General features: G+C 61.0%; 12 protein-coding genes and 1 pseudogene. 9 read left to right on the forward strand and 4 right to left on the reverse strand.

The genetic code is table 11. The annotated features are described in order from the left end of the window. Positions 1–100 precede the first annotated feature (100 nt). The 5 genes from I2I01_RS04535 to I2I01_RS04555 all read left to right on the forward strand — a co-directional run bounded on the left by I2I01_RS04535 (position 101) and on the right by I2I01_RS04555 (position 7692). Complete coding sequence (locus I2I01_RS04535; protein ID WP_196285219.1) at positions 101–1117, forward strand: N(4)-(beta-N-acetylglucosaminyl)-L-asparaginase; 1017 nt, start codon at positions 101–103, stop codon at positions 1115–1117. A 100-nt stretch (positions 1118–1217) separates the two neighbouring features. Then, positions 1218–1937, forward strand: coding sequence for a copper homeostasis protein CutC (locus I2I01_RS04540; protein WP_211537809.1), 720 nt, complete (start codon positions 1218–1220; stop codon positions 1935–1937). A gap of 103 nt (positions 1938–2040) precedes the next feature. Further along, positions 2041–4791, forward strand: coding sequence for a D-alanine--D-alanine ligase family protein (locus I2I01_RS04545; protein ID WP_196285220.1), 2751 nt, complete (start codon positions 2041–2043; stop codon positions 4789–4791). Positions 4792–4921: 130 nt separating this feature from the next. Continuing rightward, positions 4922–5683: a PASTA domain-containing protein gene (locus I2I01_RS04550; protein ID WP_196285221.1), complete on the forward strand. Its 762-nt coding sequence runs from the start codon at positions 4922–4924 to the stop codon at positions 5681–5683. Positions 5684–5877: 194 nt separating this feature from the next. Continuing rightward, positions 5878–7692, forward strand: a complete 1815-nt coding sequence (locus I2I01_RS04555; RefSeq protein ID WP_196285222.1) for a T9SS type A sorting domain-containing protein — start codon at positions 5878–5880, stop codon at positions 7690–7692. Positions 7693–7763: 71 nt separating this feature from the next. Here the strand turns inward: I2I01_RS04555 and I2I01_RS23130 are convergent, their stop codons facing one another. Further along, the gene (locus I2I01_RS23130) at positions 7764–8258 is read right to left on the reverse strand and encodes a fasciclin domain-containing protein (protein WP_230678914.1); all 495 of its coding nucleotides are present in this window, start codon (positions 8256–8258) and stop codon (positions 7764–7766) included. Between the two features lie 99 nt (positions 8259–8357). Further along, positions 8358–8525: pseudogene (locus I2I01_RS23645) on the reverse strand (hypothetical protein); the annotation flags it as partial. Positions 8526–8866: 341 nt separating this feature from the next. Between I2I01_RS23645 and I2I01_RS04565 the strand changes: the two are divergent. From I2I01_RS04565 to I2I01_RS04575, 3 genes are all read left to right on the forward strand, one after another. Then, positions 8867–10108, forward strand: coding sequence for a hypothetical protein (locus tag I2I01_RS04565; protein ID WP_196285224.1), 1242 nt, complete (start codon positions 8867–8869; stop codon positions 10106–10108). 418 nt (positions 10109–10526) lie between these two features. Further along, entirely contained in the window at positions 10527–11024 is a 498-nt protein-coding gene (locus tag I2I01_RS04570) for a hypothetical protein (RefSeq protein ID WP_196285225.1), read from the forward strand. Continuing rightward, a complete protein-coding gene (locus tag I2I01_RS04575) occupies positions 11021–11938 on the forward strand; it encodes a DUF4231 domain-containing protein (RefSeq protein WP_196285226.1) in 918 nt (305 codons plus the stop codon). The genes I2I01_RS04570 and I2I01_RS04575 overlap by 4 nt, the downstream gene beginning before the upstream one ends. 34 nt (positions 11939–11972) lie before the next feature. Here I2I01_RS04575 and I2I01_RS04580 read toward each other — a convergent pair whose 3' ends face one another. Together I2I01_RS04580 and I2I01_RS04585 are read right to left on the reverse strand one after the other, a co-directional pair. Further along, positions 11973–16247 carry an nSTAND1 domain-containing NTPase gene (locus tag I2I01_RS04580; RefSeq protein WP_196285227.1) on the reverse strand — a complete coding sequence of 1425 codons (4275 nt, stop codon included), beginning with the start codon at positions 16245–16247 and terminating at the stop codon, positions 11973–11975. A gap of 12 nt (positions 16248–16259) precedes the next feature. After that, positions 16260–17798 (reverse strand): TIR domain-containing protein, encoded by a 1539-nt coding sequence (locus I2I01_RS04585; RefSeq protein ID WP_196285228.1) that lies wholly within the window; start codon positions 17796–17798, stop codon positions 16260–16262. Positions 17799–18088: 290 nt separating this feature from the next. Between I2I01_RS04585 and I2I01_RS04590 the strand changes: the two genes are divergently transcribed. Then, complete coding sequence (locus tag I2I01_RS04590; RefSeq protein ID WP_196285229.1) at positions 18089–19183, forward strand: TlpA family protein disulfide reductase; 1095 nt, start codon at positions 18089–18091, stop codon at positions 19181–19183. The last annotated feature ends 204 nt before the right edge of the window (positions 19184–19387 follow it).

Here is a 19387-nt window from a genome sequence, read left to right on the forward strand (position 1 = left end):
AGCACGTTGCGCGGCAAAGATGCTGCGGCGGCACGCACGGCCTTGATGCGCGGAATGCTCAGCATGACCGTTTTTTTCACACAAATACAATCTTACAGCCATGTCCTCCCGCCGCCAATTCCTGCAAAACTCCGCCGCTGGCCTGGCCGGCCTGGCTGCCTCTCCCCTGGCGGCTGTGGCGCTGCCCGCCGCGCCGGTGGCCGGCAAGCCGGTCGTCATCTCTACCTGGGACGCGGGCGTGAACGCCAACAAAGGGGCCTGGAAAATCATCGGCCCCGGGGGCTACGCCCTCGACGCTGTGGAAGCCGGCGTGATGGTAACCGAGTCGGAACAAGGCTGCTGCGTGGGTCTGGGCGGCAACCCCGACCGGGAAGGAATCGTGACGCTTGACGCCTGCATCATGGACGAGAAGTTCAACTGCGGCGGCGTGGCCGGCCTCGAGCGCATCAAGCACCCCATCAGCGTGGCCCGGCGCATAATGGAGCGCACGCCGCACGTGCTGCTGGTGGGCGAGGGTGCCCAGCAGTTTGCCGTGGCCCAAGGCTTCCCGCTGGAACCGCAGCAGTTGAGCGCCGACGCCAAAAAGGCCTATGAGCAGTGGTTGAAAACCAGCCAGTACAAGCCCGTCGTCAACATCGAGAACAGCGGCCGCAAGCCCACCGGCCCCGTGGGCGGCCCCCAAAACCACGACACCATTGCCATGCTGGCGCTTGATGCGCAGGGCCGCCTCAGCGGCAGCTGCACCACCAGCGGCATGGCCTTCAAAATGCGCGGCCGCGTGGGCGACTCGCCCCTCATCGGCTCGGGCCTGTTCGTGGACCCGGCGGTGGGGGCCGCCGCCGCCACCGGCCAGGGCGAGGACGTGGTGCGCATTGCTGGCGCCCACACCGTGGTGGAGCTCATGCGCCAGGGCCGCACGCCGCAGCAGGCTTGCCAGGAGGCCATCGGGCGCATTGCCGCCATCAAAGGCGCCAAGGCTAAGGACATTCAAGTGGCGTTTATTGCCCTCAGCAAAACCGGACAGACGGGGGCGTATGCCCTGCAAAAAGGCTTCAACTTCACCGTGAGCACTACCGACACGCCGGTACTGCGGGATAGTGAGTTTTTGTTGAAATAGGATTGCGCGTCATGCAGAGCGCAGCGAAGCATCTCGCGTGCGCAACGCATTCCAACCGAAAGGATTAGTACTGCACGCGAGATGCTTCGCTGCGCTCTGCATGACGTTCAATCACATGTCCCTCACCCTGGAAATCTGCGCAGCGTCCCTTCCCTCAGCCCTGGCGGCGCAGGCGGGTGGCGCGCACCGCATCGAGCTGTGCCAAAACCTGGAGCAGGGCGGCATCACGCCCTCCTACGGCCTGATTCGCGAAGCGCTGGCGCAACTCAGCATCCCGGTGTTTGTGCTCATTCGGCCGCGGCCGGGCGGTTTCGTGTACTCGGCCGATGAGCTGGCCATGATGCGGGCCGATATCGGGATATGCCGCGAGCTGGGGGCAGCCGGGGTGGTGTTGGGCGCGCTCGATGCGGCTGGGCGCGTAGCTCTGGCCGCTTGCCGGGGGCTCATCGAGCGGGCGGGTGCTATGCAAGTCACCTTCCACCGCGCCTTCGATGTGTGCCCCAACCAGTCGCAGGCGTTGGAAGATATTATCGCGCTGGGCTGCCAGCGGGTGCTCACTTCGGGTGGCTACCCCACGGCCGAGGCCGGCCAAACGCAGCTGGCGGCGCTGGTGCAGCAAGCGGCCGGGCGCATCAGCGTCATGCCGGGTGCGGGCGTTTCGGCGGCCAACATCCAGGAGCTGGCCCGGCACACGGGCGCGCACGAGTTTCACACCAGCGCCAAGCGCCGGCTGCCGGCCAACCCGGCCGATGGGCTGTTCGCGACGGAACAATTTGAGACAGATGCCGCTTTGGTGGCGGAGCTGGTGGCGCTGCTGTAGCGCGGACTTTGGTCCGCGAGGCGGCGGAAACCGCCCACCAGCCGCACCGCGCGGGGACGCGGACTAAAAGTCCGCGCTACGGGTTCTTACCTTTGCGACACTTATGAAAATCGGCATTTTTTTCGGGGGCACTTCGCGCGAGCGAGAAATTTCGTTCGCGGGCGGCCGCACCGTGTTTGATAATCTGGACAAGGCGCTGTTTCAGCCCGTGCCCATCTTCGTGGATAGCCTGGGGCAGTTCATTCTGCTCGACTGGCAGTTCATTTACAAAGGCACCATTCGGGATTTCTACCCGCCGGTGAGCGCCTTGCCGCCTACCGTGCACCATTTGCAGGTGTACATCGAGAGCCTGGGCGAACTCAGCCCCGATGCGCGCGCCACGGCCATTGCCCAGGTGGGCCGCCCGGTGCAGGCCGAGGAACTGCCACAGCTAATGGACTTTGCCTTTCTGGCCCTGCACGGGCCGGGCGGTGAAGACGGCGCCATTCAGGGGCTGCTGGAGTGGCTGGGCATCCCCTACTCGGGCTCGGGCATTCTGCCGTCGGCTTTCGGCATCGATAAAATCGCGCAGAAAAACCTGCTGCACGCCCTGGGCCGCCCCACGCCCGACTTCCGCGTCATCGCCGCCGAGGAATGGGACTTGACGGACCACGCCGCCACCCTTGCTTACCTGGTGCGCGAGCTGGGCTTGCCGCTGGTGCTCAAAGCACCGCGCCAGGGCTCCAGCATCGGAGTAAGCATTTTGAAAACCGACGACCTGGCCAAGTTTGAGGCCGCCATCGATAAGAGCCTGTTCCGCAAAACCGTGACGCGCGCCGACTGGCAGCGCCTCGGCGAGCAGGACCGCATTGCCTGGGTGCAGCACCTCACGGATATCCGCGAAGGCATCGGTCTGCCGGTGGTAGTTGACAGTTATCCGTTGTCAGTTGTTAGTGGTGAGGCTAGCCTGACAACGAACAACCAACAACCGACAACTATCTACCACCCCGAAGCCCTGCTCACGGCTCTGACCGAGGCCTTGGAAACGGCCGAAGCCGTGCGCCTGACCAATGTGGACGGCGAAACCCAGGTGCTGGTGGAGAGCTTTGTGGCCGGCCGCGAGTTCTCGTGCATTGTGGTGGAAGACCCCAACGGCCTGCCGCTGGCCCTGCCCCCGACGGAGATTGTGAAGGGCGAGGAAATGTTCGACTACCGCTCGAAATACCTGCCCGGCCTGGCCCGCAAAATCACGCCCATCGACCTGCCCGAGGCGAAAATTCAGGAAATCCGGGAGGCTTGTGAGGAGATGTTCCGCACTTTTGGCTTCCAGGTGTACGCGCGTCTGGACGGCTTTGTGGCGCACGATGGCCGGCTGTTTTTGAATGACCCGAACACCACCTCGGGCATGCTGCCGGCCTCGTTCTTCTTCCACCAGGCGGCCGAAATCGGGCTAAATCCCTCGCAGTTTCTCACCTACCTCATTCGCACCTCGCTGGCTGCCCGGCGCCGCGCCGGAATGCATCCGGTGAATTTGGCACAACTGCTCGCTAAGCTCGATACCGCCGTGGCCGGCCGCCAGCACGAGGCCACCGAGCGCATTCGGGTGGCCGTGATTATGGGCGGTTACTCCTCGGAGCGGCACATTTCGGTGGAGAGTGGGCGCAACATCTACGAGAAGCTCAGCTCCTCGGCCAAGTACGCGCCGGTGCCGGTATTTCTCACGGGTTCCAGCGCGGAGCACAAGCTGTATGTGCTGCCCGTGAACGTGATGCTGAAGGACAACGCCGACGACATCCGCGAGAAAATAGAGCACGCCGAGGCCGGCGAAGCCACGCACCCCATTCTGGAGCGCATCCGGCGTGAGGCCGGCGACATCACCCGCACCTACGCCGGGCAGGCGCTGGCCCAGCCGCGCCGCATCTCGTTCGAGGAGCTGGCCCAGCTGGCCGACGAGGTGTTCATTGCCCTGCACGGCCGCCCCGGCGAGGACGGCGCCCTGCAGCAGGAGCTGGAACGCTTCAACCTGCCCTACAACGGCTCGGGCGTGGCCAGCAGCAGCATCACCATCAATAAGTTCGAAACGAACAAGCGCCTGCGCGAGGCCGGCTTGCTGGTGGCCGAACACCGCATGGCCAACAAGCTGGAGTGGCAGGCCGACGCCGAAAGCTTCTACCGCAGCCTCGAAACGCAGTTTCCCTACCCCTTCATCGCCAAGCCGGCCGACGACGGCTGCTCCTCGGCGGTGAAGAAAATTAAAAACCGCGCGGAGCTCGAAGCCTTCTGCCAGCTCATCTTCCGCACCGAAGAAGACCTGTTGGCCGGCCCGGCTGAGGTGCTGCACTTGGGCTTCAAAGAGGAATTCCCGCGCAAAGATGCCTTCCTGGTCGAGACGCTCATCAGCCGCGACGGGGCCGCGCATTTCCTCGAAATCACCGGCGGCCTGCTCACGTCTTATGATACGAACGGCCAGCTCAACATCGAAGTATTTGAAGCCAGCGAAGCCCTGGCCACCGGCGAGGTGCTGAGCCTGGAAGAAAAATTCCTGGCCGGCGAAGGCCAGAACATCACCCCCGCCCGCTACGCCCCAGACCCGGCCGAGCGCCAGCGCATCAGCAATGAGGTGAAGGCCGTGCTGCGCCGCGTGGCCGAAGTGCTCGATATTCAGGGCTATGCGCGCATCGACGCCTTTGTGCGCGTGCGCCAGGGCGGTGAGGTGGAGGTGCTCATCATCGAAGTGAACTCCCTGCCCGGCATGACGCCCGCCACCTGCATCTTCCACCAGACGGCGCTGGCCGGCTACACGCCATACCAGTTCATCGACCGGATTCTGGAGTTCGGCAAGGCGCGGGTTGAAAAGGCCGTGCCCGCCAACTAGTACGTCATGCTGAGCGAAGTCGAAGCATCTCGCGTGCAAGAGTAAATGATTACTTCAGCACGCGAGATGCTTCGACTTCGCTCAGCATGACGTTCTTTATTCTTTCAAATAGCTTCGTTACCGTTACCGCATGTCGTTTTTTTCTGCTAATTCCCCGCTTGATGTTGTGAAGCATCTGGTGCTCATCGCCCTGGCGGGCCTGCTGCTCGTGCTGGGCTTTTTCTACGTGTACCTGCCCATGAGCACGCACCACGGCGAGACCATCACGGTGCCGAAAGTGACGGGCATGAACGTGGCTGACCTGGAAAACTACCTCGACGAGCGCAACTTGGCTTACTTCGTCGACGACTCCAGCTACAACCCCAGCGTGCGCCCCTTCACGGTGCTGGTGCAAGACCCCGCCCCGGGCGAGAAGGTGAAGGAAGGCCGCAAAATCTACGTGCAGGTGAGCATGAAAAACCCTCCCGTCATCAAGATGCCCAAGCTGGTGGGCAATTCCTCGAAGGCCGCGGCGCTCATTCTGAAAAGCTACGACCTCGTGGTGGGCCAGATTCAGCTGGTGCCCGACCTGGCCCCCGGGCAGGTGCTCAAGCAGCTGGTGAACGGCAAAGAAATTGCGGCTGGCGCGCCCATCACCAAGGGCGCCACCGTGGACCTGGTGGTGGGCGACGGCCAGGGCAACCAGACCTTTGCCGTGCCCAACCTCATCAACATGCCTCAGGACGAAGCCCTGCTGCTCCTCTCGGGCCAGGGCCTGCAAAAGGGCGAGGTGTTTGAGCAGCCCGCCGAAGACGGCCAGACACCCGGCACCGTGGTGCGCCAGCGCCCCGTGGCCGGCCCCGATGCCACCATCCGCACGGGCCAGCTGGTGGATATTTGGGTAGCGAAATAACCGGCTGACCCGCAATTTTTTGGCATACCCAGGCGTTGGGTATTGAAACTCCTTTCCGCATTGGTATGATGAAACGATTCCGCACGTGTTGCCGCTTGCTGATGCCGGCGCTGCTTTGCGCCTCTGGTGCAGCCCATGGTCAAGTTTTACTGCCCTCAGGCCCGCTGCCGGCCGACCCGGGACGCGCGGCGTATATGCCGAAAGCCAATCCGGCTGTGCAGCAGCGCACCACGGCCCTGTCGCTGCCATTTTTTGATGACTTCATCACCCCCCTCGACGGCGCCCCCGACCCGCGCCGCTGGGTGCCCACGGGCGGCGCGCTGGTGAGCAACCGCCTGGCGCTGGCGCCCCTCACGCGCGGCGCGGCTACGCTCGATGGCCTCAAAGCCAACGGCCAGAACTACAGCGGCAGCACCGGCGTGTTCTACAGCAGCATTGACTCGTTGAAATCGCAGGAAATCGACCTGAGCGGCCTCACCGTCAACGACCAGGTATACCTGAGCTTTGCCTGGCAGGCCGGCAGCATCGTGGGCACGCCCAACGGCAACTCGGGTAGCACCCCGGTGCGGCTGGAGCTTTACCTTAAAAACAGCACGAATACTTGGGTGCGGGCCTGGAGCTACAACAGCCAGCGCGTCCGCACCGGCTTCCGCCAGCAGGTCATGGACCTCAACCAGACCCAGTACCTGCACGGCACCTTTCAGTTTATGCTGGTAGCCAGCGGTAACGCCTCCGATAACTCCGATAACTGGAACATCGACTACGTGCTGCTGGACCGTGGGCGCGCCCGCGGCCTCACCGACACCACGTTTGTGGACGTGGCCACTGGTGCCGGCCTGGTGGGCAGCAGCCCCTCGGGCGGGCTGCGCAGCCCTTTACGGCGCTACACGGCCATGCCGGTGTGGCAGTTTAATGCCGCCACCACCAGCGAGCTGAGCGCCAACCTGGGCGTGAACCTGACCAACCTGGAGCTGCCCACTCCACCCCTGTCCCGCCCCATCACCGTGACCGGTACGGTGCGCGACCTAACCGCCGGCACCACCCTGGGCACCTGGCTGCAAACCCCGCGCCTTATCGTCCCGAACGTGCGCAACGCCCCCCAAACGGGTTCGGCCGCAACGGTGGCGGTACCCGCTACGGCCACCCCCAAACGCCTGCGTTACACCCTAACCATTAACACCAATGGATTGGATGCGCCGCGTGCCACGCCTAACGACACCATCTCGCGCGACGTGGACCTGAATAACTACTTCGCCTACGACGATGGCACGGCCGAAGCGTACACCCAGATTCCGGCCCGGTCCACCGGTCAGGCCGAGGTTTTGGCCTACCGCTTCAACCTCAACCAGCCCGACCACGTGGGGGGCCTGCGCCTCTACCCCGTGTACACCCCGGCCGACGTCAGTGCGCGCCCCGTCACCATCAGCGTGTGGAACGACGACGCGGGCCATCCCAGCGCGACGCCCGTGGCCACCAAAACGGCCACCCTGCCCGGCACCGGCCCGCTGCCGAGCGGCCTGCCCTACGTTGAAATCACCTTCGACCAGCCGGTCCCCGTTTCTGGCATTTTCTACGTGGGCTTTTCGCAGCCCTCCACGGGGCGCTTCCTGAGCTACGGCAAGGACCTGAACAACTATTTTCCGCCCGGCTACCTCTGGAACCGTAACTACGTAGGCGTCTGGGATTCTACCCGTTTCGTGGGGCCCCGCGGTGCCCTCATGATGCGCCCGGTGATGACCAACAACGTGACCACGGCCACCGCCTCAGCCCGTGAGGCCGCCGCATACAGCCTTTACCCCAACCCCGCCCGCGGTACCGTGCGTGTGGAAGGCCCGGGCTTTGCCCGCGCTACCCTGCTCGATGCCCTCGGTCGCACCGTGTGGGAGCAGCCCGCCGCCCAGGCCGGCCAGGCCACGCTGCCCCTGCCCACCCTGCCGCCCGGTGTGTACACCGTGCGCCTCCTGCTGGCCGACGGCCGCACCGTCGGCCGCCGGCTGATGCTGGAGTAAACCGAATGCAATAACGCAAAAAGGCCTGCCAGACTGTTCTGGCGGGCCTTTTTGTGTATTATGCTCGGTGCCTACTTGGTGGGCATCAGCACCGTATCGATGACGTGGGTGACGCCGTTGCTGGAAATGACGTCGGGGATGGTGACGCGGGCCATGCCGCCTTTGGCGTCTTTAATCATCACGCCGTTGCCGTTTTTCATCACGGTCAGCGTTTCGCCTTCCACGGTGGTCAGCACCTGGCCGGGGGTGAGGTTGCCGGCGGTGTAGCGGCCGGGCACCACGTGGTAGGTAAGAATAGTGGTGAGCTTGGATTTATTTTCTGGCTGCACCAGCGAATTCACCGTGCCCGCGGGCAGCTTGTCGAAAGCGGCGTTGGTGGGCGCGAATACCGTGAAGGGGCCGGCGCTTTTCAGGGTTTCGACCAGGCCGGCAGCTTTCACGGCGGCTACCAGGGTGGTGTGGTCGGAACTGCCCACGGCGTTGTCCACAATGTCTTTGTCGGGCGTCATCATGGCGCCGCCTACCATCACGCCGCCACCGGAGCTCATGGTGCTGGTGGTGCTCATGCTGGAGGTAGTGGTTGTGGTGCTGGTGCTGGTGCCCATGGCCTCGCCCTTGCGGGGCATGGTCTTGGCTTTCATCTTATCGCCGGCGTCCGACTTGCCTTTCACCTTCATCTTGCCGTCGTCGGCCATCTTGGTTTTGGTGGTCATGCCGTCGGCCTTGGTCTTGGTCTTTTCGTCGTCCGCCTTGGTTTTCATGTCTTGGGCGAAAGCCGGCGTGGCGAGGGCGGCCAGCAGGGCCGCTGCGGCGAAGAATGGTTTCGTGTTCATGAGGTGTGAGAATTAGGGTGAAAAAGGAACTAACTGAGAATAAGCATACGACATTACATAAGCCTTGGGTTTCCTGCGGACGGCCCCTCAGTGCTCTTCGTTGCCGGTCACAAGCTTGGTGCTCGCTCGGGGGTGCCAGCGTTGACTTCATTAGCAAAACAGAAGCCCTCCGTTTGAACTCTGTTCAGTATATTGTTCAGCCAATATTGTACGATGCTCGCATTCCTCGCCGGCTGTTTTGATTGCCGAGGTAGACCCTTGCGGCGGGAGTTGCGCGGTGTTGGCTCGTTATGGCTTCGGTCAGCTGTTCAAATGCTTACTTCCATGCTTAGGTTCGCGCCATGCCCAAACCGCATTTTCAACTAGACAAAATCATTCCTTCAACTGCCGACTTGCGGTGGGCCACCGGAAAAAATTTACCTTATGAGGTGCTGGAGCGCTGGCTGAAATCGGACAGAACCGCCCACGCCCAGCACACCATTCTCAGCGACTATGCCGTGCACGGCGTGGTGGTCGAGTCCGACAGTTCGGGCCTCACGCGCCTGTCGGCCGAGCGGCATGTGTTGGAGGTCTTGCTGCTGATTCATTACCCCAAGCAAATCATTTTTGAATGTGGCGCGGCCATCGGCGGACAAGGCATTGGCACCTGGAAGGCCGACAATACCTGCATGTTTTACCCTTCGCCCCTAAAGTCGCTCGATGTACTGGAACAGATGGCGCTGGCCCAAAAGACCATTCAGCGCGAATGCACGGTGCAGGTGGGCATGGGAGTGCGCCGAGGGCAATTTTATGAGGTGCAGAACACGCTATTCGGCCCGGCTTTTCAGGTCCTTGATGCTATTACAGAAGACGAAATTGGCCCGACGGCCATTGTGTGGGAAGGCCGCCCTCTTGTGGGGCATGAATCCCTCTTCCACCCCTTCGACGGGGTCGATGAATTTGCCCCCGCCGGCACGCTGTGGTCAGTGCAATACGCCAGCCTGACCCACGCCGTGCCCCGCCGCGCCGCCGCGTACCCCATGCCTTTTAGCGCCGGGTTGATTGCGACGCTGCAAAATGTCAATTTCTCGGACGCTCAGCACCTTGACGCGTTGCATGCCGAATTGCTCATCACAACGCACGTTTGCTTCATCAAGCTGCACGTGGACGAAGGTGTTTTGCTGCTCGAAAAACAGCTCCAACTTGTTGCCTGGCATTACCTAATTCGGGAAACCGCGCATACGTTCGGAATCGATGTGGCGGAGTACGCCGGCCCGGTCGTCATTGTGCTGGAAGCCTCGTTCCAGGCAATGGTAGCATTCATTCAGAAACTATGCGCCGCCACCCGCTCCATTGAGCTTAGCTGCTCGTTCGGCATGGCTTACGGCCATGTGCTGCGGGAGCTGAAAAAAGACGGCAGTACCAACATTGTCGGCGGGGCGCCGGTCAATTACGCCTCCAAGCTTGCAGAAGATGTAGGCGTCCCCGACCACCTCCACCTTCTGGAAAACTGCCAGGCCGAGGCCGCTTTCCTGCAATCGGGTGAGGCGTTTACGCTAGGTATTTCGCACGTTGAATTAAAGGGCACCCGCATTCGCCTGTGAGCAGAACGCGATATGGCTGGCGGCCCAAATCCGCGCCTCGGACGTCTGCGCAGCCACCGCAGTTCCGATGCACCCTTTTCTCGGGCATACGCGCGCTTAGCGCCCAACGGGTGGTGCGACGCTGCTTATGTTCTTATAATCCGTTTAAAAGTCATAGTAACTTACAGACCGAATCCGAGCACTTGTGGCCGCATGACAAGCGCTTTCCATCGCCATCTCCGTGGGTCCGCCACGCCTGCGGGTCCGAAGTGGTTTTTGCTGGTTGTTTTTCCATAAGTGCCGCTTGCGGTTTGACCCTTCCAATTTCAAATTTTTGGCTATACTCCTTTTTTCCGGCCATCGCCTAGACAGCCGCCGCCGGAACCAGCCGCGTTTTCCACCCTCGGGGGTACCTCAGGCCCGTGCGCAACTTAATAAAATGGCCCAAGGCATTCAAGCATTGGGGCCGCCCCGGGCGGCGGTGAGTAGCCTGGCGGCGGGCGGCGATTTGCTTTTTGCCTTGGCCTGCCTGCGGCGGCGCATCCCGCTGCACATTGTGCTGCCCTTGCGCCAGCCCGATTTTATCGGTCAATCGGTTTCTTACGCCAAACCAGAAGATGCCACAGTGCCATCTCCCAATTGGCTGGCCTTGTACAAGTTGGTACTGCGCCGGGCCACGACCCTGCACTTCACATCCAAGGCACCCTACCGGGCCTGCGCGCGCCCCTTTAAGCGCTGCAACCAAGCCATGCTGCACTTGGCGCAGGCGAAGGCCGCCAGTGCACACACCACGGTGCTGGGCGTGCTGCTGCTGCAAAAAGACCAAACCAGCTTAGCTGGCGGCACCCAGGAATTTGGCCGTATGCTGCGCATGAAACGCCTGATGGTCAATCGGCAATTTTTGAAGTATCCCCCCTCCCCGGTTCACCTGCCATGAAAGCCCCTGAACACACCATTCCTCTGTACGTTGCTTTAGATGCTGCCGCCAACGAAGCCCAGCAGACCTGGCGCCGCCGCTACATCCAATCCCTGGTGGTTTTGGGCATCATTGCCGCCGTTGTGGCAGGCGGCGAGCTGCTTCGCCACTATTTGGCACCGAACACCCAGGTGCTCAAATTTTCGCTGATTTCACTAACCACCATCGGGGCGTTGGGCTTGCTCTACGAGGTGCAATACGCTGTGCGCCACCACCACCGGTTTGGCCGCTGGATTCATGTGCGAGCCGTGGCCGAGCAACTCAAGAGCCGGGCTTGGCTGCTGCTGGCGGGAGCCGAAGAGCCAACCAACCATCCGCACGTGGCCGAAGCCGATTGGCGCAAGGTAGCCCAGCGCATTATCGACGGCGGCGCAGCACCGTCGCTTAGCCCATATCTGGCCATGCCCGCCTTGCAAACCGCCAGACAGCACTTTGTGGTCCTACCGTTGGAGCAGCAGGTTCAATGGTACCGGCAGCACCGGCTTCACGAGCAGCAGCATTATTTTTCCAGTCGCCTGGCATCTCTCATCAAGCGCAACCGGCGGCACCATTATGTGGCGCTCGCGCTGCTTATTATTGCGCTGGCGTGGGCCTTCTTCGAAGCGCTGGATATTGCGTTCGACTGGCATACCATTTTTCGGCAATATAATCTGACCTCTGTCTTGATTGCCGTTATTGCGCTGCACAAAGCTTACACAACCACCGAAAAAACGGAATCACTGCTGAGCCGGTACCAGCACATGGTAACCGAGTTGGCGGCGCATATTGCAGCCCCCGCCCCGGCTACTTCCGATGACTTCAAGCACTGGGTGCGCAGCACCGAAAAGCTTCTGCTCACGCAAACCAGAGAGTGGCAGCTTCAGCGCGCCGAGTAGGTGTCGCCCGCAAGACGGCGGGCTACGGCTGGCCTCATTTGCTGCCCCCCAAATAGTCGTTGGGCGTCGTAAGCGTCGCCTCGTCGTATTCCTGCCAGCCGTCTCGCCGGCCCAGCCGATTTGCATGAGCTATTCCGGCCAGAATACGGTTAAAGTCGCGTTGGCGCTGGGTTTCCGAAACGTAGGCCGGCACGGTTTTGACAGCATCATAACTCTTTCCGGCCAGCGTCTGGCCTAGGCACACGGCCCCGAGGCCTGTGCGTAGCGCATTTGCGCTCCCCTCTTTGACCAACAGTTCGGCCAGGTCATCGAACTCGCTCTGGTTTCGCCAGGTCAGCACCTGAATCATACTGGCCGGCACTAGGTCGGGGTGTTGTTCGATATTCGGGGCGTATTGGTGCAAAAATTCATCCAGCGCATCAAGGTTGCCGTTCGCGTCGTTGAGCATGGCCTGCTCACCCGCCCGAATTTTGGTCGCCGTCCGAATAGTAGAGTTAGGCAGCAGGTTGGCCACAGCAAAGGCATCGGCCACCCGCCCGTGGGCAGCCATAGCAGCCGCCAAGTCCGACAACACGGCCTGCAACGGGGCCTGTGCAAACCCGGGCTGCTCGGCCAACGTGCGCGCAAAGGGCGTTACCTCGGTGCTCACGTTCAAGCCGCTAATGGCGGTGAAATCCTGGCAGGAGCTCAATACCCTTGTCAAAAACAGGTTGCGGGCCCGGCGCCGGGCGCCGCCCGCTTTCACAATTCGCAGGTCTTTCACCCAGCGCACGTCCGCCAGCGGCAGGACCGGGCGCCCGAACTTGTCTCGGTACAAAGAAGCAGCACGAGGCAGCACGTAGCGGCCCGGCAAGGCGCTTTCCAAAAAGACCATGCTATCCAGCCACTCCACCTGGCGACGGGCCGGCACAGCAGCGGCAGTCAGGGTATTCAGCCGGTGGCGATAAAAATGGAAGAACGGCGGCAGGAAGAAATTACCATGCCCGGTGTTGCCGTTCCAGTTCAGCGTAACGGGCCGCCCCGTGTGCAACAAGAAATCCAGCGCGTCGATGGGTTTTCCTGTCGTATAGGTTTCGGTGGCTTCGGTGTTCCATTCTACCATGCTCACGGCGTGAGGCCGTCGCCTAGTCGCCCGCAGCTGTTCCAATGCCGCATCAAACTGACTAAAGCACTTTCCGCCGGCCTGTGGCGCGCTACGAATCTCGTAGAGGTAGTTACCTTTGTGTTTTAAGTAAAACGCTTCGAGGAACAAGCCATTCTCGTGTTCGTCTATTTGCTCCCCGTTGCCCATTTCAAACAGTTTTTCGCGCTGGGCCATGGGCGGAATGAGCGAGGCCAACACCGGCCAGCAATTGTCGCGCGTACGCAGCGGAATAGAATAGCTCACCCGGTCGGCGTAAATGTTAGCGCTGGTGGCAGCCGAGGCGGATTCAGTGCCCGGTTCCGGCAATCCAAGGGCGAGGTTGTCGGGCGCCACGCTCAGCAGCGAATACGTGAGGATGGCAAAAGCAGTGGTGGGCGCAACCTGGCTGCGCCTGATGATGGCGTAGGCCGCCGGCAATGAACCCGGGTATTTCAGCAAATAAGGCAGCACCGGCCCCAGCTTGTTCATGTCGGCACATTCGCGCGTGTACTTGCTGAGCGAGTCGGCGCAGGCCACCAGTTGGGCAGGTTCCTGCAAAGCAGCCGCTGCCAGCATGTACGTTTGGTATCCTATCCCACGCAGGGTGGGGCCTTCCTCAAACAACGCCGCTTGGTTCAGAGCGGGGTAGAAACGTGCAAATTGCGACGAGCCCCCTTGCTTCAACGGACTTAGTTTTTTCAGAAAGCCGAGCTGCGCCGCCGAAAAATCGCCCTGCCCGAGCAGCACTTGCGTCCAAAACCAGAAATCCACGGCCCGCGGAGGGCGCCCGGATGTGGCCTCCACTTCGCGTTGCAGGTACTCACGCAGGCGCAGCAGCAGCTTTTGCTTGATGGCCAGCAGCGGCGCATTGTCGAGGTGCGCCAAGCAGCGCGGCCGCCCCGGCAGCAGCGGGCGGGGCGCTGTGTAGAGCATGTAGTGCGTAAGCGCCATCACGGTCTGGGCCGTGCGGGTGGCTAGCTGCCGCTGCTTGGCGCTGGGCGTGGGCCCGTCCGCCGCCGGAAGCAAAATGCTGCCGGCCTGGTCCAGACGCTTGTCCAGGTCGAACAGCACCTGACGGGCCACCCGGTTTTCGCCGACAATGCTGTCGTAGCCCACGTTGTTGCATTTCTGGTACAGCAGCAACTCGCAGTCCAGCGCCAACGTGTCGTTCTCGAGGGCGTCGAGTAGGGTAGAAAAATGATACTCTGTCGAATCGAGCCCGCTAAAGGGTGGCTGGTACGCGAAATCTTTCAGCCGTTGCGCACTGATGATGAAGTCGGCTTTGTCGCTTATAGACACGTAGGACGACTTTAGAAAAGGCTTCCGGTCGCGCAACACCGTGTAGGCAACGTAATCATCGTTGTGTTTGCGCAGCGTCCAGCCGCCCCAAATCAAAACCAGTAGCAGCAAAGGGGTCAGCACCCAGCCCGCGAGCCGGCCTACGCCGTATTTGGCAATCAGCAACGAAAAACGCAGGCGCTCTTTGCTCCGCTGCAGGTAATGCCTGAGCATTTTGCTTTGGGCCTCGGCTTGGGCCATGCGCTGGTTGCCGTGCCCGGCATCGGCCACGTAGTAAGCCAACCAACTGCTGTTGGGCTTTTTTCGGGCAAACCATTTGGCGAACTGCGAATACGGCCCGATGGGTAGCAGGTAGCCTTTGTCTTCAGCATGCGCCGCCCAGCTGGCGGCCTGCGTGGTGAGCTGGCCCACCGTGCGCACATCCTCGGCTTCTTCCTGCGCCCAGCGGGCCAGGCGCTGCCAGTTTCGGATGAGGCTTTCGTGGGTGATATCAAGTACGGTTTCCGGAGGCAGGTCGTCGGTACCGGGGTCGTTCGGGTCGAGAAACGGGGAAAGAAACGTATTGCCCGGCTGGCGAAACGGCCGCAACAGCCGGCAAACCACCTGCCATGGCAGGGCCGGGTCGTCAACCAAAGCGGTTATTTCGGCTCCTGTGAGGCGGTTGCGCACCACCCGTCCGCCGTCCACTTTCGTGAGGCCGCGAAACGTAAGCTCAACCAAACGCTCTGCGGTAACGGCAGGCAGCGCCGGCGCAAAGTGCTGGTTGAAGGTTTCAGCCGCGGTGGCGTACAACTCATCGGCGTGGGCATCGAGCACGTTGTGCAACGACGGATTGGCCAGCAGCCGCTGCTCTTGTTCGTAGCTGAGCGTATGGCGCCAGTCAGCAAAACGACGCTGGTCGGCCCAGGGCAATTCCACGGGCGGCAGCCCGCCCACCATGGCGTAATGCACCAAATCCATTTCTTCGCGGCCGCACTGGGCCGCCACCCAAATGCGGTACAGCGCGTGCTGCAGCACGGGCAACTGGTCGCGGCCGTCGCGGTTGTCGTCGACCAAGCGCTGCACCAGGCGTTCGGCAATGCGGTTGCCGCTGAGTTGGGCCGGTTCGCGAATGATTTCGACAAACTCCGCGCGAAGCAAGCGCGGCACGAAGTATTGGCTTTCACCAATCAGCTCCACCAAGCCCCGGAAGTCGGCGCATTGGCCGATGTAATCCGAACGCATGGTGCAGATGATGTAAATGGGCAGGTTTTGCTCGCGGGCCAGCCGCGTCGTTTCAAGCAGTAGGTTGATGACGGCCTGCGCCGAGGCAGCGGGCACCTCCCCGTCGTAGTTTTCGGCATTGGTAAAAAACTCCTCGAATTGGTCGACCACAATCAGCAGGTTGGCCGACTCGTTGCGCTGGCGTCGCCGCTCAGCCTCCGTGGGTTCGGGCTGCTCGGGCAGCGGAACCAAGGGCACCAGCGAGGAATTCTGGTAAAGCTCGACCAAAGCCGAAAATCCTTGGGCCAGTTCGCTTTCAATGGCTTCGGAGCTAGCTGTCAGCCGCAAGCTGGCGGCCACGGCGCGGGCCATCTGCCGCAGCGGCTGCCGCTCGGGCCGAAACGTGCAAACCGTCCAGTTGCTGTATTTGGCCCGAAAAAAACCCGCCCGGATTTCCGGCAGCAGGCCCGCGTACACCAGCGACGACTTTCCATCTCCGGATGCCCCCGTAATCATCACAAAGTGCTGGTCGGCCAGTAGTTCGACGCACCGCCCGATGTGGGCTTCGCGGCCCCGGAAATATACGGCTTCTTCTTCTGTGAAGGTGCGCAAGCCGGTGTAGGGGCAAACCGGCGCATCAAGTTCGTCGAGCCAGTCGGACGAGGGGGGGAAGTCATGCAACATCAGCGCAGCGACTTAGCGGTTGAGGTTGGCGAAGATGCGGCGTACTTCCGCCGGAATTTGTCCGTGCGCCATCACCGACGAAATCACGCGCGGCGCTTTAAACACCCGCATTTTATTGATGATGGGGTCGTCTTCGCCGAGCAGCAAAATAGGCGTGCTGGACGCCGCTCCCCCCACCAAACGCCACACCTGCTTCACAAAAGGCAGCGCCCAGTCGGCGCTGTATTTGAAGTACACCACGGCCAATCGGCTGCGCGGAATGGCCGCTACGGCCAACGATTTGTAAGCGTCCTCGCTGTCTGGCTCAATCGTGAGCAGTTCGCACGGCATGTGTTCGCTCAACTGGTCGGTGATGATGTTTGCTTCCTCAACGTCCTGCTGGTTGTACACAAAAAATATATCGGTGTCTTTATCGACCAGCGACGTTTCCTTGGCCGTCGGCACCAGCAAACTCCGTAGGTCTTCTACGAAACGCATAGCGGTATCGACGGTGGAATACGTGCGTCGTTCGGTGAGTTCGTTCAGGATTTCGTTGATGAACTGCTGCTGGTTCAGGCGTACGGGCACCCCTTCGGTGGGGCAATACCAGGTAAATTGCCGAAAAGCCGCGTCCTGCGCCAAGCGCTCCTTGGCGAGCGAGTAAGCATATTGCGGAAACGACAGGTCGTCGTTTTCGGCGAAGCGCTGGCCAAACTCGCTGCCCAGCAGGTGCACCGCGCAGGTGCTGGCGGCCAAAGCAGCTTGCGTTTGCTGCTGAAACACGGCTTCGTCGGACGGGCAGTCATTGGCCGGTTGCACTTCAAAGCCGGCCTTGCGGCACACCAGCGCCAGTTCTTCGCGCCGGGCAACGAGGCCCGGAGACACCCAGGGTAAAAAAATCGTTGGCTTTTGAGCCGAAACCGGCTGGCCGGGCGCGGCACTGGGCATTGAAGCCCTGGCGCCAGCTTTCATCTTGATTGCCAGCACCAGCTCCTTCACGGCGTTCGCCACCTTGTTAATCTGATTTCGGTACAGCAACTGGCCCGGGTTACCGCTCCAGGTCTGGTCGTCGTTGTACAACAAAGGCCGGTTGATGCCAAGGCCTTGGTACACAAAATCAATGCTGCGCAAATGCCCCCCAAGCTCGTTTTCTAACAGTTTCAGGTCTGTACTGTCAATTTCGTTGATGCGAACGGGCAAAATGCGGCTGGCTGTGTTGCCGCCCGGCAGGCGCAAATTGAGGCCCAACCCGTCTCTCTGGGCTTGTTGCTTAAAGGGCAAAAATTCGCTTTTCCAGGAATAACAGTCCGTGGCGCAGTAAGTCTGCGAAATCAGCGGAATGAAAATCAACGACTTGAGCCTATTGACTAGGCTTTGGTCCACGTCGTGCGAATCGCCCAGCCCACGATGAGCATCAAGGTCAAAGTACACATTGAGTGGCTCTTTGAGCGTTGCCCTGAGTTCATTTTGCAGGCGTTGCACGAAGTCCGTCACCCAGCCCTCTTTTAGGTTGTCGTTGTGCCGGTAGCTGATAAAAATGTCGTGCTCGTATTCAGGTAATAGTGCGCCCATATAAAAAAGCGAGAGCCCAAAACGTGTAGAGTAATCAAATGGGTATCCAAAAGTAATAATTATGTAGTAACCCTGTTATTCTAGGATTAAAGGAATTCAAGTTTACCTAATACTAATACAACAGCGTTGAATACTATTCTCTTAGGGAACAGCGTTCGGTTGAGGCATGCGTTGAGAAAAATAGCGTGGAAAACACGACAAACATACCTTTTGCCCTCGAAACCACCGTACCGCGGCTCGCCAAGTGCTCACCGTTTTGCGCATAAGGCCATTCTAATCTTCTGCTTGCCATGCCGACACTTTCTCGCCTAGTCCTAGGCCTGGTCCTGCTGGGCATCAGCGGGCCGCTACGGGCCCTGGGCCAAAACGCTCCTGCTACGTCAGCCAGCGGCCACCCCATCATTGCCTTGCAGGGCCAGGTACAGCACGTTCAGAGTCGCGAATTCGAGCTGATTGACCATTACGGAAATCAGATTTTGAAGACGACGATTCCGTCCAACGGGCGGTTTAGCTTTCGGGCGCGGTGGGGCGCAGCGCAGCCTGCTACGCTGCGCATCGGGCGGCAGACCACCGGGCTTTGGCTCACTCCGGGCGACAACCTGACTATTACCCTCGATGCCCGCCATTTCAACGAAACCTTACGCTACGCAGGACGTGGCAGCCGCGCCAATAATTTCCGGGCCGCTGACCTGCTGGCTTCCCACCGCATCTACAACGCGTACCGCCAGACCCTTGCCGGCACCGAAAAACAGTTCGGTGCCTGGCTGGCACAAGCCCGGCAGCAAGCCGCTGTTCGCTGCCAGCGGGCTTTTCCGCACCCCACGGCCAGCGAAACAGCCTTTCTTAGCTACCAGCGCGACGACATGGACTTTTTGCGCTATAAATTCTATGAGCGCAGTTGGAACAGCGACCGGCTGACCCGACCCGGCCTGCCGGCCCCCGCCATTCATGCTCGCGACTGGCACGGCCAACCGTTTTCACTAGCCAGCCTGCGCGGCAAATGGGTGTACGTTGATTTTTGGGCCAGTTGGTGCGGCTTCTGCCGGGGCGAGTCGGCCCGGGCCCGAACCCTGCGCGCCGCCTTGGCCGACCGCGCCGATGACGTGGTGTTTCTAAACGTGAGCATCGACGACAGTTGGGACAAGTGGCTGTGCGCCGTGGAAGCCGACAGCTTAGCGGGTTTGCACGTGCTATCGCCCGACTCGGGCCGCGCAAACGTCGCCGCCACCTACCTGCTTGCCAGCCTGCCGCGCTATTTGCTCATTGGCCCCGATGGTTATATCATTGATGGCAACGCGCCCCGCCCTAGTAGCGGCGCAGTAGAAAGGTTGATACGGCAGTCGTTAGCCAAACCCACCGCCACAGCCCCCCCCCCAGCCAAATAACAAAACCGATTCCCGGCCAAACGACGCGGGGCTTCACTATCTGGATATGGGTTAAGCATCGTTCCCAGATTCTGGAATCTATGCCCTGCGGTCAAGGCTCTAAATCTGGCGAAACCAATGCTATCCAGGCTGAGCCATCTGGAACTGCCACAAAACCGATTAAGGGTTTGGACTGGTTTATGGCCGCCAAACGGAGCACACCGC

The organism is Hymenobacter properus, assembly GCF_015694735.1.
Classification (GTDB): Bacteria; Bacteroidota; Bacteroidia; order Cytophagales; family Hymenobacteraceae; genus Hymenobacter; species Hymenobacter properus.

Bases quoted from the DNA above. Each gene is read 5' to 3' on its own strand.
- I2I01_RS04535 (WP_196285219.1), top strand. From the start codon at position 101: ATGTCCTCCCGCCGCCAATTCCTGCAAAACTCCGCCGCTGGCCTGGCC.
- I2I01_RS04540 (WP_211537809.1), top strand. From the start codon at position 1,218: ATGACGTTCAATCACATGTCCCTCACCCTGGAAATCTGCGCAGCGTCC.
- I2I01_RS04545 (WP_196285220.1), top strand. From the start codon at position 2,041: ATGAAAATCGGCATTTTTTTCGGGGGCACTTCGCGCGAGCGAGAAATT.
- I2I01_RS04550 (WP_196285221.1), top strand. From the start codon at position 4,922: ATGTCGTTTTTTTCTGCTAATTCCCCGCTTGATGTTGTGAAGCATCTG.
- I2I01_RS04555 (WP_196285222.1), top strand. From the start codon at position 5,878: ATGCCGAAAGCCAATCCGGCTGTGCAGCAGCGCACCACGGCCCTGTCG.
- I2I01_RS23130 (WP_230678914.1), bottom strand. From the start codon at position 8,258: ATGAGCACCACCAGCACCATGAGCTCCGGTGGCGGCGTGATGGTAGGC.
- I2I01_RS04565 (WP_196285224.1), top strand. From the start codon at position 8,867: ATGCCCAAACCGCATTTTCAACTAGACAAAATCATTCCTTCAACTGCC.
- I2I01_RS04570 (WP_196285225.1), top strand. From the start codon at position 10,527: ATGGCCCAAGGCATTCAAGCATTGGGGCCGCCCCGGGCGGCGGTGAGT.
- I2I01_RS04575 (WP_196285226.1), top strand. From the start codon at position 11,021: ATGAAAGCCCCTGAACACACCATTCCTCTGTACGTTGCTTTAGATGCT.
- I2I01_RS04580 (WP_196285227.1), bottom strand. From the start codon at position 16,247: ATGTTGCATGACTTCCCCCCCTCGTCCGACTGGCTCGACGAACTTGAT.
- I2I01_RS04585 (WP_196285228.1), bottom strand. From the start codon at position 17,798: ATGGGCGCACTATTACCTGAATACGAGCACGACATTTTTATCAGCTAC.
- I2I01_RS04590 (WP_196285229.1), top strand. From the start codon at position 18,089: ATGCCGACACTTTCTCGCCTAGTCCTAGGCCTGGTCCTGCTGGGCATC.